Origin of the sequence: Shewanella sp. 38A_GOM-205m, assembly GCF_000518445.1 — a bacterium.
Classification (GTDB): domain Bacteria; phylum Pseudomonadota; class Gammaproteobacteria; order Enterobacterales; family Shewanellaceae; genus Shewanella; species Shewanella algae.
Genome location: NZ_JADP01000004.1, coordinates 1 through 22,893 on the forward strand (window position 1 = coordinate 1; position 22,893 = coordinate 22,893).

General features: G+C 51.9%; 16 protein-coding genes, 1 rRNA gene and 1 pseudogene. 8 read left to right on the forward strand and 10 right to left on the reverse strand.

Annotation, left to right across the window (positions count from 1 at the left end):
• Positions 1-40 precede the first annotated feature (40 nt).
• Positions 41-156: ribosomal RNA gene (gene rrf / locus N512_RS0104550) — 5S ribosomal RNA — on the forward strand.
• A gap of 421 nt (positions 157-577) precedes the next feature.
• Here rrf and N512_RS24625 read toward each other — a convergent pair.
• The 10 genes and pseudogenes from N512_RS24625 to nadC form a co-directional block, all read right to left on the reverse strand.
• Positions 578-829 (reverse strand): annotated as a pseudogene (locus tag N512_RS24625) (transposase); the annotation flags it as partial.
• 70 nt (positions 830-899) lie between these two features.
• Positions 900-1,298, reverse strand: a complete 399-nt coding sequence (mutT, locus tag N512_RS0104565) for an 8-oxo-dGTP diphosphatase MutT (RefSeq protein ID WP_028779561.1) — start codon at positions 1,296-1,298, stop codon at positions 900-902.
• Entirely contained in the window at positions 1,298-1,510 is a 213-nt protein-coding gene (yacG, locus tag N512_RS0104570; RefSeq protein WP_025886789.1) for a DNA gyrase inhibitor YacG, read from the reverse strand. The genes mutT and yacG overlap by 1 nt, the downstream gene beginning before the upstream one ends.
• A gap of 44 nt (positions 1,511-1,554) precedes the next feature.
• Positions 1,555-2,295 (reverse strand): cell division protein ZapD, encoded by a 741-nt coding sequence (zapD, locus tag N512_RS0104575; protein WP_028779562.1) that lies wholly within the window; start codon positions 2,293-2,295, stop codon positions 1,555-1,557.
• Positions 2,292-2,903, reverse strand: coding sequence for a dephospho-CoA kinase (coaE, locus tag N512_RS0104580; RefSeq protein WP_028779563.1), 612 nt, complete (start codon positions 2,901-2,903; stop codon positions 2,292-2,294). Before coaE ends, zapD begins: the two co-directional genes overlap by 4 nt.
• Positions 2,904-3,818 carry a prepilin peptidase gene (locus N512_RS0104585; protein WP_028779564.1) on the reverse strand — a complete coding sequence of 305 codons (915 nt, stop codon included), beginning with the start codon at positions 3,816-3,818 and terminating at the stop codon, positions 2,904-2,906. It lies immediately after the preceding gene.
• Positions 3,819-3,887: 69 nt separating this feature from the next.
• Positions 3,888-5,153, reverse strand: a complete 1,266-nt coding sequence (locus N512_RS0104590) for a type II secretion system F family protein (protein WP_028779565.1) — start codon at positions 5,151-5,153, stop codon at positions 3,888-3,890.
• 149 nt (positions 5,154-5,302) lie between these two features.
• A complete protein-coding gene (gene pilB / locus N512_RS0104595) occupies positions 5,303-7,009 on the reverse strand; it encodes a type IV-A pilus assembly ATPase PilB (RefSeq protein WP_028779566.1) in 1,707 nt (568 codons plus the stop codon).
• 46 nt (positions 7,010-7,055) lie between these two features.
• On the reverse strand, positions 7,056-7,487 hold the full coding sequence (locus N512_RS0104600; RefSeq protein WP_028779567.1) for a prepilin-type N-terminal cleavage/methylation domain-containing protein: 432 nt from the start codon (positions 7,485-7,487) through the stop codon (positions 7,056-7,058).
• 870 nt (positions 7,488-8,357) lie between these two features.
• On the reverse strand, positions 8,358-9,218 hold the full coding sequence (nadC, locus tag N512_RS0104605; RefSeq protein WP_025012052.1) for a carboxylating nicotinate-nucleotide diphosphorylase: 861 nt from the start codon (positions 9,216-9,218) through the stop codon (positions 8,358-8,360).
• Positions 9,219-9,376: 158 nt separating this feature from the next.
• Between nadC and ampD the strand changes: the two genes are divergently transcribed.
• The 7 genes from ampD (at position 9,377) to N512_RS22255 (ending at position 22,824) form a co-directional block, all read left to right on the forward strand.
• Positions 9,377-9,955, forward strand: a complete 579-nt coding sequence (ampD, locus tag N512_RS0104610; protein ID WP_051472658.1) for a 1,6-anhydro-N-acetylmuramyl-L-alanine amidase AmpD — start codon at positions 9,377-9,379, stop codon at positions 9,953-9,955.
• A 53-nt stretch (positions 9,956-10,008) separates the two neighbouring features.
• On the forward strand, positions 10,009-10,860 hold the full coding sequence (gene ampE, locus N512_RS0104615) for a beta-lactamase regulator AmpE (RefSeq protein WP_025012050.1): 852 nt from the start codon (positions 10,009-10,011) through the stop codon (positions 10,858-10,860).
• Positions 10,861-11,134: 274 nt separating this feature from the next.
• Positions 11,135-11,887: a pyruvate dehydrogenase complex transcriptional repressor PdhR gene (gene pdhR / locus N512_RS0104620; protein WP_025886793.1), complete on the forward strand. Its 753-nt coding sequence runs from the start codon at positions 11,135-11,137 to the stop codon at positions 11,885-11,887.
• 72 nt (positions 11,888-11,959) lie between these two features.
• Complete coding sequence (gene aceE, locus N512_RS0104625; RefSeq protein WP_028779569.1) at positions 11,960-14,626, forward strand: pyruvate dehydrogenase (acetyl-transferring), homodimeric type; 2,667 nt, start codon at positions 11,960-11,962, stop codon at positions 14,624-14,626.
• Between the two features lie 13 nt (positions 14,627-14,639).
• Positions 14,640-16,622 carry a dihydrolipoyllysine-residue acetyltransferase gene (aceF, locus tag N512_RS0104630; protein ID WP_028779570.1) on the forward strand — a complete coding sequence of 661 codons (1,983 nt, stop codon included), beginning with the start codon at positions 14,640-14,642 and terminating at the stop codon, positions 16,620-16,622.
• Positions 16,623-16,779: 157 nt separating this feature from the next.
• Positions 16,780-18,210 (forward strand): dihydrolipoyl dehydrogenase, encoded by a 1,431-nt coding sequence (gene lpdA / locus N512_RS0104635; protein ID WP_025009237.1) that lies wholly within the window; start codon positions 16,780-16,782, stop codon positions 18,208-18,210.
• Between the two features lie 171 nt (positions 18,211-18,381).
• Positions 18,382-22,824: an EAL domain-containing protein gene (locus N512_RS22255; RefSeq protein WP_037474276.1), complete on the forward strand. Its 4,443-nt coding sequence runs from the start codon at positions 18,382-18,384 to the stop codon at positions 22,822-22,824.
• The last annotated feature ends 69 nt before the right edge of the window (positions 22,825-22,893 follow it).

Here is a 22,893-nt window from a genome sequence, read left to right on the forward strand (position 1 = left end):
AACAATACCGTCAGACGGACAATTAACCAGTAAGAATATGTCTGGTGACAATAGCATTGTGGTCCCACCTGATCCCATCCCGAACTCAGAAGTGAAACGCAATCGCGCCGATGGTAGTGTGGGGTCTCCCCATGTGAGAGTAGGTCATCGCCAGACGCCTAATAAAACGATGGATCCCCAACACTTTGTGTTGGGGATTTTTCGTTTTAATTGCATTTTGAAATGTCCACTCTCACATGGGGAAGATAAAGAGTCCGAACGTAGTGAGGCACAATCCCATGTGGAGTAGGGTGAGGTTGTCGCGTTCATCAAACTCAGTTTGATGCGACAGACGAACGCGGAGAGCTTGCTCGAAGCTGGCCATCGCCAGACGCCACTTTTGTCTCCAGCGAGCACGACTTAACATGCAGCCCAAAGCTGCTGGCGCAGTGTGTGCCCCTCAGCTCGCAGCCAAGCTGCTTCGCGCTACAGCCATCTATCAAGCTGTGCTTGATGAACAGATGTCTTTCGCCCCCATGTGAGATGGTGCTGTGGAGATATTGAGAATAGATTGACCCGCTTGTCTGGGCAGATTCATCCAGTCTCTGAAGCACAGAGATTTCACCCGACCAGTATCCTCAATGAAGGTATTCCAGGCTCGGGATACTTGCTCAACAATTTGCTCGTAGCAATCGAATACTCGGTTGGAAAGACAGTGTTGTCTGAGCCATTGCCAAACTTGCTCCATTGGGTTCAGCTCTGGGGAATAGGCGGGTAACTTAATCAAAGTGAGATTTGAGAAAGGTATTATCGTATCCATAGTATGCCAACCTGTGCCATCAACGATGAGGGGATTTGGGACATCTGAATCTGAAAGATAGGGATAACAAGAAAGCCAGCTTAGGCGGCTGGCTTAGGGGTTAGTTTGAAAACTCTGTAAGGATTTTATCAAGAATCGGTTGGTTGGCATCCGGGAAAGTATATTCCTGGAGTTTATCCAAGTGCACCCATTCGACTTCCTGTCCTTCTACGCCATAGGCATTGCCACTGAATTCAGTGACCAGGTGAATATCCAGTAACACTTGCTTATCTGGATAGTCATAAGACAACAGCATAAAAGGGGTAGAGGCGGCTATGTTAAGCCCGACTTCTTCTGTCAGTTCTCTGGCTAAGGCTTGGGTGACGGTTTCGCCGGTTTCGACTTTACCTCCTGGAAATTCCCATTTTCCTCCCTGGTGCAGATGCCCATGACGCTTGGCCAATAGGATCTGCTCGCCGGATTTAATGATACCGACCGCTACATGTACTCTTTTTGTCATTACTGATCCTTGAAGAAATTACCTTCATCGTAGCCCAGTTCATCCAGCAGTTGTTCATCAAACTCTGGCTTGACCGGGATGGCATGTTTTTCCGAGGCCCAATCACCGAGATCGATGAGTTTACAGCGCTCGCTACAGAAGGGCTTGAATTTGGATTCGGGGGCCCATTCCACCTCTTTTTGACAGGTGGGGCACTTAACAGTGATAGGCATTTTTGTATCTCTTGGGCTAACTGATGGCGCCCATGGTAAAGAGTTTAGCCGCAGGTCGCCAGTAGGAATTTGACGGTTTTGTCGGAATGCTTTTGTTGTTCGAACTGCACAAAATGAATGGCAAAGCGGTTTCTGTGACCACTAATGGTGGGGTAGCAGCCTTGCTCTGCATCCAGCTTGACTCTGACCAGCGACAAGCTTTGTTGGCTGTCGCCTTGGTAAAAGCCGGCATGGGCTACAGCATCACGATATTCACAGCTCATACGGGTAAGTTGCAACAGCAGACTGATGGGCTGTAGTAGGCTGCTGAAGTGACTGGTCCATTGGAGGTACTCCTGACAGCGTTCTTCCCAAGGCTTAGCCAGCCAAAAGTGCAGTTGTGGCAGATCGAAGTTACAGCAAGCACCAGGCATGCTGAATCTTTGTCTGAGCGCCGATATGAATCTGTCTTGCTTAAGCTGACTGCCGGGGCGCTGTGGACGTTGCAGTTCTTCTCTGGCATGGGAGAATTGCTCGAGATAGTACTGGAGTTGCTGCTGATCTACATCGTCCTGCTGTTGCCAGCTTTGCAGTTGGATTAATTGGCGGTCGATATCTTTGATGACTTCGCTGCGGTAATCACAGCGTTCGGTGAGTTCACAGAGGGAGAATAGTGGGTAGAAGCATCTATGTTGATGATCTTGCTGGAGGTTATTGTCCAATTGACGGGCGAGATATTCCAGACGCAAATAGCTGCGGATCTTTTCATTTAACGGCTGTTCGAATATCAGTTCTGTCGTGTTCATGGGTGTATAGGATCTGCCAGCTGTAAGTATTTATTATGCAGCGCCAGTACTTGAGCTTGTAGCGCAGTGATTTCTCCCTGATTGTCAATCACATCATCAGCTTTGTTGAGTCGGCTATTGCGGTCGCTCTGGCTATTGATAATGTTTTGAACCTGTTCCTTAGACACCTTGTCCCGCTCAATAGTTCGCTGTAACTGTAATTTGGGTGAAATATCTACCACCAGAGTGCGATTCACCAGTTTATCCAGGCCATTCTCAAAAAGCAGAGGCACCACCATGATGACATAAGGGGAGTTTGCCGCCTTAACCTGTGCCAACATGCGAGAGCGTATCATGGGATGCAACAGGGCATTGAGCCATTCCCTGTCTTCCGGATGATGAAATATCTGTTCCCTCAGCGCCGCTCTATTCAGATTGCCTTCGGGTGTCAGCATCTGAGGGCCAAATTTATCGCCAATTTGCCTGAGGCCATCAGAGCCTTTGGCGACCACCTCCCTGGCAATGATATCGGCATCGACCAAGACGATTCCCTGTTCGGCAAACAGATTGGCGACCGTAGTTTTGCCGCTGCCGATACCGCCGGTGAGCCCTACAATAAATTCGGCCATTTAGAGTGTTCCCAAATACCAGTCGACAATCTGTAGCCCCCACACCAAAGCGACCCAACCTGCGATAGCAATATAAGGGCCAAAGGGGATAGGGTTACCCCGATTAAGGTTCTTGAACAGAATAAGTAACACGCCTACTAGGGCACCGACCAGAGAAGAGAGCAGAATAATTAGAGGTAACATTTGCCAGCCAAGCCAGGCGCCAAACAATGCCATCAGTTTGAAATCGCCATAGCCCATGCCTTCCTTGCCGGTGAGCAGTTTAAATAGCCAGTAGACCGACCAGAGGCTTAAATAGCCGGCAGCGGTCCCTATGGTGGCATCGGTCAAATTAGTAAAGGTGCCTGAGATATTAACCAGTAAACCAAGCCACAGTAGCGGCAGGGTAATCTGATCCGGCAGCAGCATTTCATCCAAATCTATCCCGCTGAGGGCTATCAATCCAAAGGTGAGAATAGTGGCGTAAACAAACTGCAGTGTCGGGCCAAAATACCAACCTAGAGTACTGATAAGCAGGGCGGTCAGCAGCTCAAATATTGGGTATCTCGCGGAAATAGCTGTGTTGCAGGAGGCGCATTTACCGCCAAGCAACAAATAGCCGATTATGGGGAGGTTGTGCCAGGGTTTGATATGGGCGCCACATTTGGGGCAGGCAGACTTCGGCAGTATCAGATTGTATTTGGCCGGATAGTTATCTATCGGTGCATTAAGCTTGGCTTCACCCAGCTGTTTGGCGAATTCGGGTTGATATTCCTGCAGGTATTGATTGCATTCCTGCTGCCATTCGCGCTTCATCATTACCGGCAGGCGATGGATCACCACATTGAGAAAGCTGCCTATTACAGAGGCAAACAAAAAACAGAGAACAAGAAAGAGCCACTGGTTGTGGCTCAATACAGCAATAAATTCTGACATGCGATATTAAGCGACCCTAAAAACAGTTAAGTGTTGGTTTTATTATTACACTTCGGCGAATAGCCAGGCTTAACCTACCACTTTACCCAAATTGAAGATAGGCAGATACATGCCGACGATAAGTCCGCCGACTATAGTGCCGATAACGACCATCATAATAGGTTCTATCAGGCTGGAAAGGCCATCTACGGCATCGTCTACCTGCATCTCATAGATATTGGCGACTTTATTGAGCATATTATCCAATGAGCCGGATTCTTCACCTATCATCACCATTTGGATCAGCATGTCGGGAAAAAGCTTGGTAGTGCGCATAGCCACATTCATCTGCATACCGGCCATCACTTCGGTGCGCACATTCAACAGTGCCTTGCGGTAAACATAATTACCGGATGCGCCGGCGGCAGACTCCAAGCCATCAATCAGCGGCACCCCAGCAGCAAAAGTGGTGGCCAGAGTGCGGGCAAAACGGGCCATGGCTCCTTTATGGAGGATATCTCCTATCGCGGGGATCTTCAGCACTATTTCATCGATACGGTTGCGGAAATTTTCTGAATTTCGATGAGCACGGACAAACAGCCAGACACTGATAACGATACCGGCCAAAAATAGATACCAAGTGCTTTGCAAGCCTCTACTTAAACTAACAATGAATTGAGTAAAAGCTGGCAATTCTGCACCAAATCCTCTGAATACCTCCTCAAACTGAGGTACTACAACCACCAATAATAAAGCAGTAACAGCAATAGCGACCACAATCACAGCTGTGGGATAGAACATGGCTTTTTTGATCTTGGATTTTAATGCTTCGGATTTTTCCTTGTAAGTGGCGATACGGTCGAATACGGCGTCCAAAGAACCTGAATGCTCGCCGGCAGCCACCAAGTCGACATAGAGGTCGTCAAAATAAACTCTGTGTGGGCGTAGGGCATCGGAGAGTGGAATACCGGCTTGGATATCGGCCAGCACAGTGCCGAGTAGAGTACGAACCTTATTTTTTTCATGGCCGCGAGCGATCAACTCAATAGTTGTTACCAGTGGTACGCCGGCAGCCAGCATAGTAGCTATCTGACGGGTGATCACTGCGATATCCATCGGCTTGATCTTTTTATCGCCAAACATAGACGCTGATTTTTTACGTACCGTCTTGGGGTTGATCCCCTGCCCCTTAAGCAGGTTTTTTACTTCGGTGATACTGGTGCCGCGCAGTTCGCCGGAGCTGAGTTTGCCGTCACGATTGAGTCCCTTCCAGGTAAAGGTATGGATCTTGGGCTGGGGTTTGGCGCCTTTGTTTTTGGCTTTATTGCTTTTTGCTGTTGCCGTTGCGGTTGCCATAATTGTTCCTTGCAATATGCTTCTTTGCTAGTTTGCAGTTAATTTTAGCCAGACTCGCGGGAGGTTGCCTGTTCACAGGTTGTTATCTATTTGGCTAGTTCCAGCGTTATATCACCTTCGCCGGACGGCTAATTGGCCTAATAATTCAATCAGTAGCTGGTGACCCGATTTATCTCGGCGATACTGGTGACGCCTTGAATCACTTTTAAAAGGCCGGAAAGGCGCAGGTCGCGCATCCCTTGTTGTTTGGCTGTGGTGGCAATCTGCAGCGAGTTGCCGCCTTCCATAATGGTTCTGGCGATTTCGTCGGACATTTTCATTACCTCATAGATACCGACCCGGCCCTTGTAGCCACCGGAGCAGAACTCGCAGCCACAGGGCTTGTAAGGGGTAAAGCCTGCGTTTATCTGCTGCTGAGTGAAGCCCAGTTGCAGCAGTTCATGCTCGGGGATATCTTCCGGTTGGCGGCATTCGGGGCAAAGGCGGCGGGCCAGCCGCTGGGCAATAATCAGATTGACTGAACTGGCAATGTTATAACCAGGGACACCCATGTTGAGCAGGCGGGTGAGAGTTTCGGCCGATGAATTGGTATGCAGGGTTGAGAGTACCAAGTGGCCAGTTTGCGCCGCCTTGATGGCGATTTCGGCGGTTTCCAGGTCGCGAATTTCCCCCACCATCACCACATCCGGGTCTTGACGTAAAAAAGAGCGCAGCGCCGAGGCGAAGGTCAGTCCAGCCTTGGGGTTGATATGTACCTGGTTGACTCCTTCCAGGTTGATTTCTACCGGGTCTTCGGCAGTGCTGATATTGCGCTCTTCGGTATTTAGGATATTGAGGCCAGTATAAAGGGATACGGTTTTACCAGAGCCGGTAGGGCCGGTGACCAAGATCATCCCCTGGGGTCTTGCCAGCATCTCCAGGTAGGCTTGTTTTTGGTCTTCCTCATAGCCGAGTTTTTCGATTCCTAATTGCGCGGAAGATGAGTCGAGGATCCGCATTACTATCTTTTCACCCCAGAGGGTGGGCAGGGTGCTGACCCGGAAATCGATACTCTTGTTGCGGGACAGCTTCATCTTGATGCGGCCATCCTGAGGTACCCGGCGCTCGGCGATATCCAGTTTGGACATTACCTTCAAGCGGGCTGATATACGGCCCGAGAGAGAAATTGGTGGTTCGGAAACTTCGTGGAGGATGCCATCAATACGAAAACGGATGCGGTAGCGTTTCTCGTAAGGCTCGAAATGCAGATCCGATGCGCCCTTGCGGATGGCATCGGTCAAAATCTTATTGATATAGATGACGATAGGCGCATCGTCTTTGCCTTCATTTTCTTCCTGTTGACGTTTGTCGGTATCGCTGACTTCAATACCGGCGAGGGATTCCTCGTCGAGGCCATCCAGATCCAATGAACTCAAGTCCTCTTCAAGCACTTTTTCCAGCGCTTTACTGAGCTTATCTTCCTCTACCAGTATCGCTTCGGCATGCAGGCCTGCACTGAACTGAAAATCTTCCAGAGCGGCAATATTGGTTGGGTCTGAAGTGGCGATATAGAGACGGTTGCCACGTTTGAACAACGGCAGGCATCTATGCTTATCGATCAGCTTTTTATTGAGAAACTCTTCCGGAATACTGCCTAAATCAAACTCATTGAGATCCAGCAGCGGGGTGCCGTATTCTTCATAGCAGAGTTCGGCGATAGTTCGTGCTGACAAAAGTTGACTGGTCACCAGAGTAGTGACCAGTGTTTGCTTGTTCTTTTGCGACTGCTTAATGGCATCCGAAAGGCTACCCTCATCGAGTAGCCCTTTACGGATAAACAGAGTGGACAATCCTAAATGTAACCCAGAAGTAGGCATGCCTATCTCATCTGTTCCCAATAATAATCAGCGTATTTAACTGTTATTAAATTCCTGCACCTTTTTTACAGATCGCTAAATCATCATCTGTACCGCTTGCGCCTTTAGCCATTGCAAAGCTTAAGCCAGGAGTAGTAGCAGTAGGGGCTGCGAATGTTGCTGTCAGAACACACTTTGGTTCAGTCCATACTAAAGTACCAGCTGCGCCTTCTGCAAAAGTTATTGTTGTGGTTAACTTGGCATTCCCATCGATCTCTTTGCCAATAGTGTCGCATCCAATACCTGTTTCAATACAAGTTTGAACCTTTTGCGTAAATGCTGTGATACCTTTCATAGCAGCGCCACCTTGTGCAGAAGTGACATAGTCCTTGTAAGCAGGCAGTGCGATTGCCGCGAGAATACCGATAATGGCTACTACGATCATCAGTTCGATCAGGGTGAAGCCCTGAGCGCGTTTGTTAAGTTTGATACCTTTCATTTGCTTTCTCCATCGTTGCCGTCTTGAGCGAATCGGTAACTTAGTCCCTGTTACTCTTATTCCTTACCAGCCCGAAACCTGTTCAGTTTGTGTTGCTGGCGATTCCAGCTCGAGTGGCTTTATGCCCCAGAGCGTGTTGGATCAGACTCAATCAGTTCAGCAAAACCATTTAAGTTTATCGTATGTCGTTCCGGCAAACCGCACCTCAAGGAACTGAGTATTTACTCAAAGCATGTATTTTACAGTTGTAACTGCGTTATGCCATAAACAAATATCAGTTTGGGTGGTTACCTTGTCGGTGAGGTTGGCCAAAAACGGCCATCTCGCCTGCTATAAAAGTTAGTATAAAGTTACTGAAAATGGAATCCACAATCGGTAAAAAGCAGCGTAAATTTCGGAAAAAAATCAAAAATGTTACTGAACACCAAGTTTTACCGGCAACAGTATTTTGACAGTTGCTGAAATAAGTGTCAGGGAAGTGGCGTTGTCAAAAAAACAGGTAATTTTATCATTTGCTTAAATACAAATGTTGCAATTTTGTTTCTTGGTGATTGGGTGGGTTGTGAGCAAGCATTTACCTGTTTGCAACCGGTATCAGAACTGGCCAAGCAGATGGTAGAGAGCATCATTGACTGATGCTTACTGACATATTGCTGAATAGCTGTTCTAGCTATTTGAATATGGTGGTGTTTTGTCGATTATGAGGGGGCCAGTATGGCAAAGTTCACCTTGGTACGACTTCTTGGAACTTATCGATTTGCGCCAAGTACTTTGCCACGGCTTGCTTCAGCTGCAGGTTTAACCGCTATCCGTTGGGCCCAGACTGGAAAGGCATACCCATAGATATCAGGGTATGCCTAAAAGAGGTTATCAGCCCTTGAGGCGCATGGAGAGATCCATGGCTCGCACATGCTTGGTCAGAGCTCCGACCGAGATGTAGTCGACGCCGGTTTGGGCGAAAGCCGCTATGGTTTCCAGCGTGACATCGCCGGAGACTTCGAGTTTGGCGCCAAGCCCTTTGGCCTTGAAACCGTTATTGAGCTCAACTGCCTGCAGCATCATAGTCACATCGAAGTTGTCCAACATGACTATGTCGGCGCCGGCTTCCAGTGCCTGAGCCAGTTCTTCCAGATTCTCTACTTCCACTTCCACAGGTTTTTCGGGGCGTAGCTCACGGGCTGCGGAGATGGCATTGGCGATACTGCCACAGGCCATAATATGATTTTCTTTGATCAGGAAGGCATCGAACAAACCGATACGGTGGTTTTTGCCGCCGCCGCAGGTGACGGCATATTTCTGCGCTGTGCGCAGGCCGGGAAGCGTCTTGCGGGTATCGAGCAAGCGGCACTGGGTGCCGACCAGCTTGTCGCAGTAGACTTTGGTCAGGCTGGCTACCCCTGAGAGAGTTTGAATAAAGTTCATCATGGTGCGCTCGCCGGTGAGCAACAGGCGCGCCGGGCCGGAGAGTTCACACAGCAGCTGATTGGGCAGCACAAGGTCGCCATCATCCACATGCCAGTGCAACGCCACTTCACCTCCGAGCTGATTGAATACCTGCTCGGCCCAGGCCTTACCGCAAAAGACACCTTCTTCGCGGGTAATAAGGGTAGCTTCGGCGTGTTTATCTTCGGGGATCAACAGGGCGGTGATATCGCCCTCGGAGGCCTTCTGGTGGCCAAGGTCTTCGTCCAGTGCGGCTTTGACACTGACCCTGATATCATTTTCGAGCATGATGCGCGTCCTTGATTGACTCGGGATTATTGGGGAAATTTATGCCGCTAGATTAGCATAATAAGGGGCGCTGCTGGTATTGTGTTGGAGGCACAATTGGCTGTGGCTAGGCTCGAAGTTATTTTGAGCCAATGTGACTGCAGCCAAGGTGCTGCTGTATGTATGGTTATTCGAGTCAGGAGAGTGAGCATTTGGCGCATAAGCTATGGGTTGAAGGCTGGTATAAAGAGGCTGAGCCCAGCCCTTCACCTCACTTTAATCACAGGCCCAATGGCGAGGTGAGCCTTTTGGTGATCCATAATATCAGTCTGCCGGCCGGCCGCTTTGGTTTGCCTTATATAGAGCAGCTATTTTTGGGCACTCTGGACATTGAGGCTGATGCCAGTTTCGCCGGGCTGAAAGGGCTGGAAGTTTCGGCACATTTTCTGATTCGCCGTGATGGCGAGTTGCGCCAATTTGTTTCTGTGGATCAGCGCGCCTGGCATGCCGGGGTATCAAACTTTGAAGGTCGCAGCGGCTGCAATGATTTTGCCGTTGGTATAGAGCTGGAGGGCACAGATGATTCCGGCTTTACCGAAGAGCAGTATCATAAACTTACTACCCTGACCCAGAGTTTGCAGCAGGCTTACCCGGATATCACCAAAGAGAGAATAGTGGGTCATAGCGATATCGCGCCGGGGCGCAAGACAGACCCTGGCCCGGGATTTGATTGGCAAAGATATTTACAGGCGTTGTGACTGGTGTAGCTCTGTTATGGCCGCAGGCCTCAAGATAGCAAGGAGAAGAAAAGATGGCACTGTTTTCCCTGTTGGTCGCAATTATTGTTGAACGTTTGAAGCTCTTGCCTGCCCGCTGGCAGTTGGACAGCGGGCTGCGCTGGTATCAAAAGCAGATGTTTACCGACAGCCAGTTGGGTACTGTGGGCGGTATGATACTGGCGCTGCTATTGCCTGCCGTGACAGTGGCAGTGGCACTATGGGTAGTGAATGGATGGTTCTGGGGTTTGCCTTCGCTGCTGTTGTGGGTGGCACTGGCGGTAGTGTGTTTTTCCCATCAGTATCAAAGACGCCTGTTTAAGCGTTATGTGCAGGCTGCCTGCCGTGGTGATGTGCAGGCCAGTTTTCATTTTGCCGGTGAGCTGGATTGCAGTGAGTGCCTGGATGCGGTCAGCGAGCGTGAACTGGGCAGCCGGGTGGGGCAGAGTGTAGCCTGGCTCAACTATCGTTATTATGGCGCCGTGGCGCTGTTCCTTATCTTGTTTGGCCCAGTAGGCGCCGTGTTTTATTGCAGCGTGCGTTTTTTTGATGAAAGGCGTCAGCGCCTTGGCAAAGAGTGGCCCGTGGTACATACCCTGCTGTATTGGCTCGACTGGTTGCCGGCACGGATAATAGGTTTTGGCTATGTGCTGTGCGGCCATTTCAGCAATGCTTTTCCCCGTTGGTGCCAACTGGCGTTGAGTCTGGACTCTAAGCCGAGAGAAATAGTGACAGAAGTGGCCCTGGCCGCCGAAACCCTGCCGGAAGATGAAGATGTGCCGGTTTCAGTACAATCTACCTTGGCGCTGCTGGCTCTCAGTAAGCGCAACTCGACCTTGCTGATCACTATTTTGTCGCTGTTGACCATCTTTGGTCTGGTCAGTTAAACAAGCCCTGAACCGGCTTGGGCGTTTTGATGGGTTAACTGCTGCAGGGAAGGTGAGTTTGTTGCAACTTTCCTAGGTTGAGCAGCGGTGAAGGAATAGGCTGGTTGAGGCTTGTTAATTGGTCTGACCCCAGAAGAAAAAATATAGGCTATGCTCACACATCGTGAGTTGACTTGATGCAGATCACTAACTGGACTTTAAAAGTGTGATTTGATAAAGTGCGCTCACTCGTAGAAATTGGTAAGACCAATTTACAATAGGAGCTGAGGGCCAGATGGCTTATAGCAAAATCAGTCAGCCAAAGATTTCTGACGTCATCATGAATCAGTTGGAACAGATGATCCTTGAAGGCAGCCTACAGCCGGGTCAGAAGTTACCTCCTGAGCGCGAGTTGGCGTTGCAATTTGAAGTCTCCCGCCCCTCACTGCGGGAAGCGATTCAAAAGCTGGAAGCCAAAGGATTACTGCTGCGCCGTCAGGGCGGTGGTACCTACGTCAAAGAACAGTTATGGCAGAGTCTTGCCGATCCCATAGTCGAACTTATGCAGGGTGATCCGGAGAGTCAATACGACTTGCTGGAGTTCCGTCATGCCACCGAAGGCATGATGGCCTATTTTGCTGCCCTGCGCGGAACAGACGCCGATATGCAGAATATCAAGCGGATGATCCAGGAAGTGGAAGACGCCGAGGGTATCGAAGCGCAAGCCGCTGCCATTGTGCATTTTTACCGGGCTGTGGCCGAGGCATCACACAATGTTGCCATGTTGCATCTGGTACTGAGTTTAACTCCTGTGCTGCATCAAAATGTGGCGCAAAACCTGGAGCTTCTGAGCCGTCGCGAAGAAGCTTCTTCCATGGCAAATGAACATAGGCGGGCCTTGTTGGCCGCAATTGTTCGCCGCGATCCCGAAGCCGCGCGTGAAGCATCCAATGACCACTTGAGTTATATCGAGGAAGTCATGTTGTCGGTACGGGAAGAAGATAGCCGGTTGCAGCGTAGCCTGCGCCGTTTGAAGAGCGGCGTGTAGCCCAGGGGCGGCCCAGTGCCCACCTTAGGACGTCGTAATCACTATTAATACAATGTATAGAAGGACAGTGTCATGTCTGAAAATATGCTACAAGACTTGGATCCGTTAGAGACACAGGAATGGGTAGAATCCCTGCAGGCCGTATTGGAGCAGGAAGGTCCCGAACGTGCTCATTACCTGTTGGAAAAGCTGATCGAAAAGGCTCGCCGTAACGGTACTCACCTGCCTTACACTGCCACTACTGCTTACCTGAATACCATTCCTGCCGGGCAAGAACCTCATATGCCGGGCAACCAGGAGATGGAACGTCGCATTCGCGCCATTGTGCGTTGGAACGCGTTGGCCATGGTACTGCGTGGTTCCAAGAAAGATCTGGAGCTTGGTGGTCATATTTCCAGTTTCTCATCCAGTGCCACTATCTATGATGTGTGCTTTAACCACTTCTTCCGTGCTCCCAACGAGAAAGATGGCGGCGACCTGGTTTACTTCCAGGGACACATTGCCCCCGGCATCTATGCCCGCTCTTTCCTCGAAGGTCGCCTGAGCGAAGAACAGCTGGCCAACTTCCGTCAGGAAGTGGATGGCAAAGGCCTGTCCTCCTATCCGCATCCCAAGCTGATGCCTGACTACTGGCAGTTCCCTACGGTTTCCATGGGGCTGGGTCCTATCCAGGCCATCTATCAGGCGCGCTTCCTCAAGTACCTGACTGACCGTGGCATTAAGGATTGTTCCGAGCAAACCGTATATTGCTTCCTGGGCGACGGCGAGTGTGACGAGCCGGAAGCGCTGGGTGCCATCGGCCTGGCCGCTCGTGAAGAGCTGGATAACCTGGTGTTTATCGTTAACTGTAACCTGCAGCGTCTCGACGGCCCTGTGCGCGGTAACGGCAAAATCATCCAGGAGCTGGAAGGTGAATTCCGCGGCGCCGGTTGGGAAGTGGTCAAGGTTATCTGGGGTCGTTACTGGGATCCATTGCTGGCCCGTGACACCAGCGGCAAGCTGCTGCAACTGATGAACGAAACCGTTGACGGTGAATACCAGAACTGTAAAGCCAAAGGCGGAGCCTGGACCCGTGAACACTTCTTCGGTAAGTATCCTGAAACTGCCGAGATGGTAGCCAACATGTCAGACGATGACATCTGGCGCCTGAACCGCGGTGGTCACGATCCGGTGAAAATTTACGCCGCGCTCGATAAAGCCAAGAAGACCAAGGGTCGCCCAACCGTGATCCTGGCCAAGACAGTGAAAGGTTATGGTCTGGGTGATGCCGGTGAAGGCAAGAACATTGCCCACAACGTCAAGAAGATGGATATTGAAGCCATTCGTCACTTCCGTGACCGCTTCAACATTCCAATCCCTGACGACAAGCTGGAAGAGATCCCCTTCTACCATCCGGGACCGGATTCCGAAGAGGTTAAATACCTCAAGGAACGCCGTGAAGCCCTGATGGGGTATCTGCCAGCCCGTAGGCAGAAGTTCAGCGAAGAACTGCAAGTGCCTTCACTGAAGATTTTCGATGCAATTCTCAAAGGCTCCAACGGCCGTGAGATCTCTTCTACCATGGCCTTTGTGCGGGTATTGACCGCCTTGCTGAAAGACAAGGGCATAGGTAAGAAGATAGTACCTATCATCCCGGATGAGGCCCGTACCTTTGGTATGGAAGGTCTGTTCCGTCAAGTGGGTATTTACGCTCACGAAGGCCAAAAATATGTGCCTCAGGATGCGGATCAGGTTGCTTACTATCGTGAGGACAAGTCCGGTCAGGTACTGCAGGAAGGGATTAACGAGCTGGGCGCCATGTCCTCTTGGGTATCGGCTGCCACCAGCTACTCGGTCAATGATACGCCGATGATCCCTTTCTATATCTATTACTCCATGTTCGGCTTCCAGCGGATCGGCGATCTGGCTTGGGCCGCCGGCGACATGCGCGCCCGTGGCTTCCTGGTAGGAGGTACTTCCGGCCGGACTACGCTGAACGGCGAAGGCTTGCAGCACCAGGATGGTCACAGCCATATTCTGGCCAACACCATTCCTAACTGCATCAGCTATGACCCAACCTATGGTTATGAGATTGCCGTTATCGTTCAGGATGGTATTCGCCGCATGTATGGCGAAGATCAGGAAGATATCTTCTACTACCTGACCACAATGAACGAGAACTATGTTCAGCCTGAAATGCCACAAGGCGTGGAAGAGGGCATAGTCAAGGGTATCTACAAGTTGGAAAGCGTTGCCGGTTCCGGCAAAGGCAAAGTCCAGCTGATGGGTTGCGGCACTATTCTCGAGCAAGTGCGCAAGGCGGCACAGGCGCTGGCGAAAGACTTCGGTATCAGCACAGATGTGTTCAGCGTTACCAGCTTCAACGAACTGGCGCGTGATGGTCAGGCGGTTGAGCGCTGGAACATGCTGCACCCAACAGAAACCGCCAAGGTGCCTTATGTGAGCACAGTGCTGGCCAAAGATGCGCCTGCCATTGTGGCGACCGATTACATGAAGATCTACGGCGAGCAGCTGCGCGCTTACGTGCCTTGTGACTACAAGGTGCTGGGTACCGACGGTTTCGGTCGCTCTGACAGCCGTGCCAACCTGCGTCACCACTTCGAAGTGGATGCCAAGTTCATCGTGGTTGCTGCGCTCAAGTCGCTGGTGGACAGGAACGAGCTGCCGGTAGATGTTCTGGCCAAGACCATTGCCGAATACGGCATCGACGCCGACAAGAACGACCCACAGCACGCGTAAGAGGGGAAGCAGAATGGCTGATATGAAACAAGTACTGGTTCCCGATATTGGCGGGGACGAGGTACAGGTTATTGAGATCTGTGCCAATGTGGGTGACAGCCTGGCGGCTGAAGACTCCATTATTACCGTTGAAAGCGACAAGGCGACCATGGATATTCCTGCGCCATTCGCCGGTGTGCTCAAAGAGCTGAAAGTGGCCGTTGGCGACAGCGTGTCTGAAGGCACATTGATAGCCTTGATGGCCGCCGAAGGCGCAGAAGCTGCACCTGTTGCAGAAGCGCCCAAGGTTGAAGCCGCGCCTGCCCCGGCAGCGGCTCCCGCTCCAGCACAGGCGGCGCCAGCCGCACCTGCAGCCGGCGGCAGCCAGGTCATCGAAGTGACTGTGCCGGATATTGGCGATGCCGCAGATGTCGATGTTATTGAGGTGCTGGTGAGCGAAGGTGAGGCTATCGAAGCCGATGCCGGGTTGATCACTCTGGAAACCGATAAGGCGACCATGGATGTACCTTCGCCTCAGGCGGGTACAGTCAAGTCACTGAAAGTGAAGGTTGGCGACAAGGTTTCGCAGGGCTCTTTGGTGTTGCTGCTGGAAGTTGGTGCTGCTGCCGAAGCACCGCAAGCACCGCAAGCAACGGCTTCTGAAGCCGCACAGCCGGCGGCCGCTCAGGCAGCTGCGCCTGCCACAGTCGAAGTGAAAGAGATTGCGGTTCCCGATATCGGTGATGCTGCCGATGTGGACGTTATCGAAGTGCTGGTAGCGGTAGGTGATGAGATCAGTGCCGATCAGGGGCTGATCACTCTGGAAACCGACAAGGCGACCATGGAAGTGCCAGCGCCCTTCGGTGGCAAGCTGGTTTCTCTGACCGTCAAAGTGGGTGACAAGGTGTCTCAGGGCAGCGTGATTGCCACGGTTGAGACCCAAGGCGCCGCTCCCGCAGCAGTTGCTGCACCGGCAGAAGCCCCTGCTCAGGCGGCTCCAGCCCCCGCACCGGCTCCGGCGGCCGCGCCTGCAGCGCAGAGTCGCCCACCTGTGCCGCATCATCCGAGTGCCGGTGCCCAGCCTAACACAGGTGCGGTACACGCTTCTCCGGCGGTACGTCGCCTGGCCCGTGAGTTCGGTGTTGACCTGACTCAGGTGAAAGGTACAGGTCGCAAGGGCCGTATCCTCAAAGAGGATGTGCAGGCCTATGTGAAATATGAACTGTCACGGCCCAAGGCTACGGTGGCGACCTCAGTCGGCGGCGGCAGTGGTCTGCAGGTTATCGATGCACCTAAGGTGGACTTCAGCAAGTTCGGTGAAGTGGAAGAAATACCACTGACCCGGATCCAGAAGATCTCCGGCCCTAACCTGCACCGCAACTGGGTGACCATTCCCCATGTGACTCAGTTCGATGAGGCTGATATCACAGAGATGGAAGCTTTCCGCAAGCAGCAGAACGAACTGGCTGCCAAGCAGAAGCTGAATGTGAAGATCACTCCGCTGGTGTTCATGATGAAGGCGGTTGCCAAGACGCTGCAGCAGTTCCCGGTATTCAACTCCAGCTTGAGCCCGGACGGTGAATCGCTGATCCGCAAGAAGTACTTCCACATCGGGGTGGCGGTCGATACGCCAAACGGTTTGGTTGTGCCTGTGGTGCGTGATGTGGACAAGAAAGGCATTATCGAGCTCAGCCGTGAGCTGACCGAAATTTCGATCAAGGCCCGCGACGGCAAGCTCAAGGCAGCCGACATGCAAGGCAGCTGCTTCACTATCTCAAGCCTGGGGGGTATTGGCGGTACCGCGTTTACGCCTATCGTCAACTATCCGGATGTGGCGATTCTCGGGGTGTCCAAGTCTGAGATCAAGCCCAAGTGGAATGGCAAAGAGTTTGAGCCAAGGCTGATGTTGCCACTGTCACTGTCTTATGATCACCGGGTGATCGACGGGGCCCTGGCGGCGCGCTTCAGCGTCACTCTGTCAGGTATCTTGTCCGATATTCGTACAATGATCCTCTAACACAACAGGCTGCCCCTCGGGGCGGCCTTTTGTTTATTGTGATCAGTGTCAAACACGGGTTAAAATGCGCCCACCTTACGAGACAAGCACTTTCGAGCTGGCGCATCGCAGGTTGGGCTGGCAGTCCCCAACGGAATGAAAGAAATCAGAGGAAAAAATGAGTAACGAAATCAAAACTCAGGTAGTGGTATTAGGTGCTGGCCCTGCTGGCTATTCTGCGGCTTTTCGCGCGGCAGATTTAGGCCTGGAGACAGTGATTGTTGAGCGTTTCAGCACTCTGGGTGGCGTATGCCTGAATGTGGGTTGTATTCCTTCCAAAGCCCTGTTGCATGTAGCCAAAGTGATTGAAGAGGCCAAAGCGGTATCGGATCACGGTGTTGTGTTCGGCGAGCCAAAGATAGATCTCGACAAGCTGCGTGGCTTTAAAGAGAAAGTGATCGGCCAACTGACCAATGGTCTTGGCGGCATGTCCAAGATGCGTAAAGTTAAGGTGGTTAACGGTTTCGGTAAGTTCACTGGCCCCAACAGCCTCGAAGTGAAAGGTGCCGACGGTGAAACCACAGTGGTTAACTTTGACAACGCCATCATAGCTGCCGGCTCTCGCCCAATTCAGTTGCCTTTCATTCCTCATGAAGATCCACGTATCTGGGACTCTACCGATGCACTGGAACTGAAAGAGATCCCAGGCAAGATGCTGGTCATGGGCGGCGGTATCATAGGTCTGGAAATGGGTACTGTGTACTCGTCTCTGGGCAGTGAAATCGACGTGGTTGAAATGTTCGACCAGGTGATCCCTGCGGCCGATAAAGACGTGGTTAAGGTCTTTACCAAGCAGATCAAGAAGAAATTCAACTTGATGCTGGAAACCAAGGTAACAGCGGTTGAAGCCAAAGAAGACGGTATTTATGTGTCTATGGAAGGTAAGGCTGCGCCTGCCGAGCCAGTGCGTTACGACGCAGTGCTGGTGGCCATTGGCCGTACTCCCAATGGCAAGCTGATCGATGCCGACAAAGCTGGGGTCAAGATTGATGAGCGTGGCTTTATCAATGTCGACAAGCAGCTGCGTACCAATGTTGCCAACATCTTCGCCGTGGGCGATATCGTGGGTCAGCCAATGCTGGCTCACAAAGGTGTGCATGAAGGCCACGTGGCTGCAGAAGTGATTGCCGGTATGAAGCACTTCTTCGATCCTAAAGTCATTCCATCTATCGCTTACACAGATCCTGAAGTGGCCTGGGTTGGTCTGACCGAGAAAGAAGCCAAAGAGCAGGGCATAGCTTACGAGACTGCTACCTTCCCATGGGCAGCCAGCGGCCGTGCTATCGCTTCCGATGCCAGCGAAGGTATGACCAAACTGATTTTCGATAAAGAGACTCACAGAGTGATTGGTGGCGCCATTGTGGGTGTCAACGGCGGTGAGTTGCTGGGTGAAATCGGCCTGGCCATCGAGATGGGTTGTGATGCCGAAGATTTGGCGCTGACCATCCACGCTCACCCGACTCTGCACGAGTCTGTAGGGCTGGCAGCCGAGATCTACGAAGGTTCAATCACAGATCTGCCTAACCCAAAGGCAAAAAAGAAAAAGTAATCTGCTGATTGGGCGTTTGTCCCCAGGAAGTATTGAAATCGGGCTCAGTTGACTGGGCCCGATTTTTTTGTGCTTTGGCTCGGGTATGTAAATGAATTGTTGTTTGCAAGATGAAATTCAGCGTCCTAGCTGGTACATTCAAGATTGGTCACCAAGGTTATTCATCAGCCGATGATAAGAAAACTAATAACAGCAGGTCTTGGGTTATTGCTCTGCCTTTGTTTGGGGGCAGCACCGACATGCGCCGATGAGTTGGTTAAAAGGGTGTTCTCCTCCAGAGACGGCTTGACCAATACCAGTATTCTCGACATCAGTATGGATGAGCGGGGATTTATCTGGCTCTCCACCGAGCAGGGGTTGTATCGCCTCAGTAACGCCAGTATCCGCCGTTTGGACCGCGACGGCCTGGAATCGCGGATGGCCGATGAATATCTGCCCCTGGTCAAGTCTCTCGGGCAGCAGCAGATGCTGGTGAGTACCTTATCGCACGCTTACCTCTTCCACACTGCCGATAACCGTTTCCGTCAGTTTGGCAGCGATGAGCTGTTCCCCAAATATCAAGGCGGCGGACTGACGAAGAGCCTGAGGTCGGTTACCGGAGACTGGCTGTTGTTAACCGAAAAAGGCCAGGTTTGGCGCTTGAGTCAGGACCTGCAACAACTGCAGAAACTATTTGACCTACCCTACGACAGTGACCTGCCTTGGAGTCAAATCCAGCAGCTTGAGAACGGCGACTTGCTGCTGGGTAACGCCTATGGTGTGGAGCTGAGATCGCAAAATGGCAGTGTCAAGCAACGTTTACCCTGGCAGGAGAGCTATGGCCGCCTCAATGCCCTGTTTCTCGACAGCAACAAACAGATTTGGATGGCGGCCAGTAAAGGCTTCTATCGGGTTAACCTCGAAAGCAACCGCATAGAGGGTGTGGCAGAAATCCCCTTTTTCACCAGTGTGATCACCGAAGATCTCAAGGGTAACCTGTGGATTGCCAGCAAGCAGGGACTGCTGAAATGGTCCCCGCGTACCCGCAAATTAAAACAGTTCAAAGAGCAGTTAAAGCTCAGGGCCGATATCGAATATATCAAAGCCCTGCAGGTGGACAGCAATGGTTTGATCTGGGTCGGTGGCACAGGACACTCGTTGGCCGTGGTGGCCGACTCCCCCGAGTTTTTACTGGATAGTTTCAGCGCCTCTGAACCCTATAAGCTCAGTGATGAAATGGTGTGGACCATATTGGCCGACGACGAGATGTTGTGGCTGGGAACCGACTCGGGCGTGATTGCCGTTAACCGCAAGACTCAGCAGACCAAAACGGCAGTTCCCAGAGGGATGGAGGTCAATGACAGCATCTACAAGATAGATAATCTGGACTCTGAGCACCTGCTGCTTTCCTCCACCAACGGTTTGTTTGTGATGAATAAGCAGACTCTGGAAGGTCAATCCTTGGGTGATTGGAACGGCAGCGGTCAGTCCTTGAGTCACAAGATAGTATTCAATACCTTGCACGAAGGTAATCTTTGGTGGTTTGCAACCAGCAAAGGCCTCTTTGAATGGGATCAGACCCAAGGCAGCATCAACAAAAAGGACTTGCCGGATGCCGAATACAGCGGCAGTAGTCCGGTGATCTATGGCGTCTATCGCGACAGCAGTGAACGTTTGTGGATCGGCGGCCAAAAGTCATTTGGTTATCTGGAACAGGGTGGCGGTTATCGTTCATTGGTGACTGCCTTTGACGAATTGCCGCACATTCCGGCTGTCAGTCAGTTGCTGGAACTCAGTCCGGATCGTTTCTGGCTGGCTACAGGTCAAGCTGGTCTGATAGAGCTGGACTTGCAGACCATGAAGATTCGGCGGCTGACTAAAGAGTGGCAGTTGGACTGCAATACCGTGTTTTTCCTGCAGGATACCGGCGACTACCGTATGGTTGGCTGTACCTATGTGCTTATCCGTCAGGACAAGCACAGCGGTGAAATCAAGGTATTCAACGATGACGATGGCTTGCTGGGTAAAGAGCTGAATGAGGACGCCTATTTCTTTGAGCCGCAGCGGGGACTCTATGTCGGCACGCCGGATGGGGTGATGTTGTTGGATGTCGCCGCCATGGTTAATCGTATTCCCAGACATGAGGCTGTTCTCGAATCCATTGCCGCCTACTATGACAACAAGACAGAGCTGAGTCTGGTGCCTACGCCGGGACAGCTCATTGCCCCGGGGGCCAGAATGCTCAGCTTTCAGTTGACCAGTATGGATTATCTGGACGATGCGCCTATCAGCCTCAAGTACCGTTTACGACGTCCCGGCGAGGATGAGCTGAACTATTTACTGCTGGAAAATCAGTCACAGATCAACCTTTCAGGGTTGATCCCCGGTGCCTACCAACTGGAGGTGCTTAGCCAAAATAACGGTATCTGGCAGTCGGAACCTTTCCGTTTTCCTTTCACTGTTGACCTGTTCTGGTGGCAGAGTCGTTGGTTCAAAGGACTGTTGGTGGTGGCATTGTTGGCTATGGTGTTCACCATAGTCTTGCTGCGTCAGCGTCAGGTGCAGCGTTTTATGACTATGAACCTGGCGCTGCGCCAGAGTGATGACAGGCTGAGGCAGTCGCTCAGGGGCAGTGAATCGGATCTCTGGGAGTGGCGCCGCGATACAGGCCTGTTTCATCTGGATAATCGCGGCGGCGTGCTGGGGAGTGATGAAGACTTTATTCTTATCGCCATAGACAAGCTGCCGGTGCATCCGGACGACCAGGCCACTGCGCTGGATGAATGGAACAAGATGGTCGAAGGAGAGAGCGACAGGTTCGAGTCTGAATACCGCTATCGCCGCCGTGATGGCAGTTGGGGCTGGCTCAGGGTGCGCGGCAGGCCTGTTAGTCATGATCCGGTGTCCGGCAAGGTCAGCAAGGCTGCCGGGATTTACTCTGACATTACCATCAAGCGCCAGTTGGAAGACGAAGTCGAGTTGCTGGCTCAGGCGTTTGAAAACACCTCTGAAGGGGTGTTTATTCTGGATGCCGATGAGGTCATCAAGGTAGCCAACAGAGCGGCTGAGTCGATAGTGGGTCAGGATAGACATAGCCTGCAAGGACGGCACTTCGGCGAGCTGGTGGTTAGCGAAAACTTCCACAAAGACAATGTTGCCACTCTGCTGCAAGGGGTGGAATCCTGGACCGGCGAGCTGGAAATTGTCGGCGTGGCCGGGTCGCGTTGTCCCGTGTGGCTCAATATCTCCTCTATGCAGGATCTCAAGGAACGGGTGCAGCACTATGTGGTGGTGTTCTCCGACATCACAGAGCGGAAACGCACCGAAGCCGATCTGCGCCGTCTGGCCAACTATGATGTGCTGACCGGCTTGCCGAATCGCTCGCTGTTTGCCAACCGCTTGCAGCAGGCGATAGACAGAGCCGATGACAAACAGCAGAAACTGGCCTTGCTGTTTCTGGACCTGGACAGGTTCAAGCATGTCAACGACTCTTACGGCCACAGTATGGGGGATGCCCTGCTGGTGGAGGCGGCCAATAGGCTGCAGTCTGTGATGGATCAGGAGCAGGTGCTGTGTCGTTTTGGTGGTGATGAGTTTGTGATCCTGGTGAATGAAGCCGAGATAGATAAGCTCAACCGTCTGTGTGAGCGCCTGTTGGCGCAAATAGCTCGGCCGTTCGAACTCTATGGGCGGGAGTTTTTTATTTCCACCAGTATAGGGATCAGCATCTGGCCCGACGATGCCAGGCAGCCGGAGGCGCTGATCAAGAACGCCGATCAGGCCATGTATCATGCCAAGGAAGAGGGGCGCGGCAACTTCCAATACTACTCTTGTGAGCGTAATGCCGAGGCGCTGTACCACTTGAAATTGGAGGCTATGTTGCGCCACGCCATACAGCAGGGCGAGTTTGAGCTCTATTATCAGAGCCAGTTTGATGTCAAGGAGCAGCAAAAGTTTATCGGCATGGAGGCCTTGCTGCGCTGGCATCATCCGAGTGAAGGTTTTGTGCGGCCGGATATTTTCATCAAGGTGGCCGAGTCCTGTGGTTTGATTGTGGCCATTGACCGTTGGGTACTGCGCCAGGCCTGTGAGGACGGTGCCCGCTGGAGCCAGAGTGCGGCCGAGCCGTTCAAGTTGTCGGTGAATGTCAGCGCCGTGCATTTCCGTCACCCGGAGTTTATCAGTGGCGTGCTCAATATCCTCGAAGAAACCGGGATGCCGGCCGAATATTTGGCGCTGGAGATCACCGAAGGGGTGTTGATGAAAGAGCTGCAGATTGCTCGCCAGCATCTGAAACAGCTGAGAGCCCACGGCATAGAAGTCGCTATCGATGACTTTGGTACCGGCTACTCCTCTTTGGCTTATCTGCGCCACTTTGAAGTCAACACTCTGAAGATAGATCGCTCTTTCCTCAAAGATATTGCCGGCAACAGTGCCGATCAGGCGATTGTCAGCAGTATTGTCGAGTTGGCCCGTAACCTCAGGCTCAAGGTCGTGGCCGAAGGGGTGGAAACCCGGGAGCAGTTGCAACAGGTCACTCACAGAGGCTGCCACATCATTCAGGGGTATTACTTTGCCAAACCTGTGCCGGCCGCCGAACTGGCATCCTGGTTTTACGAGACGCACCACCAATAATCGCTGCTTATACTCACTTGGAACTTTCTCTTTACTGTAAATTCTTTGTTAGAATATGCCGACTCTAAT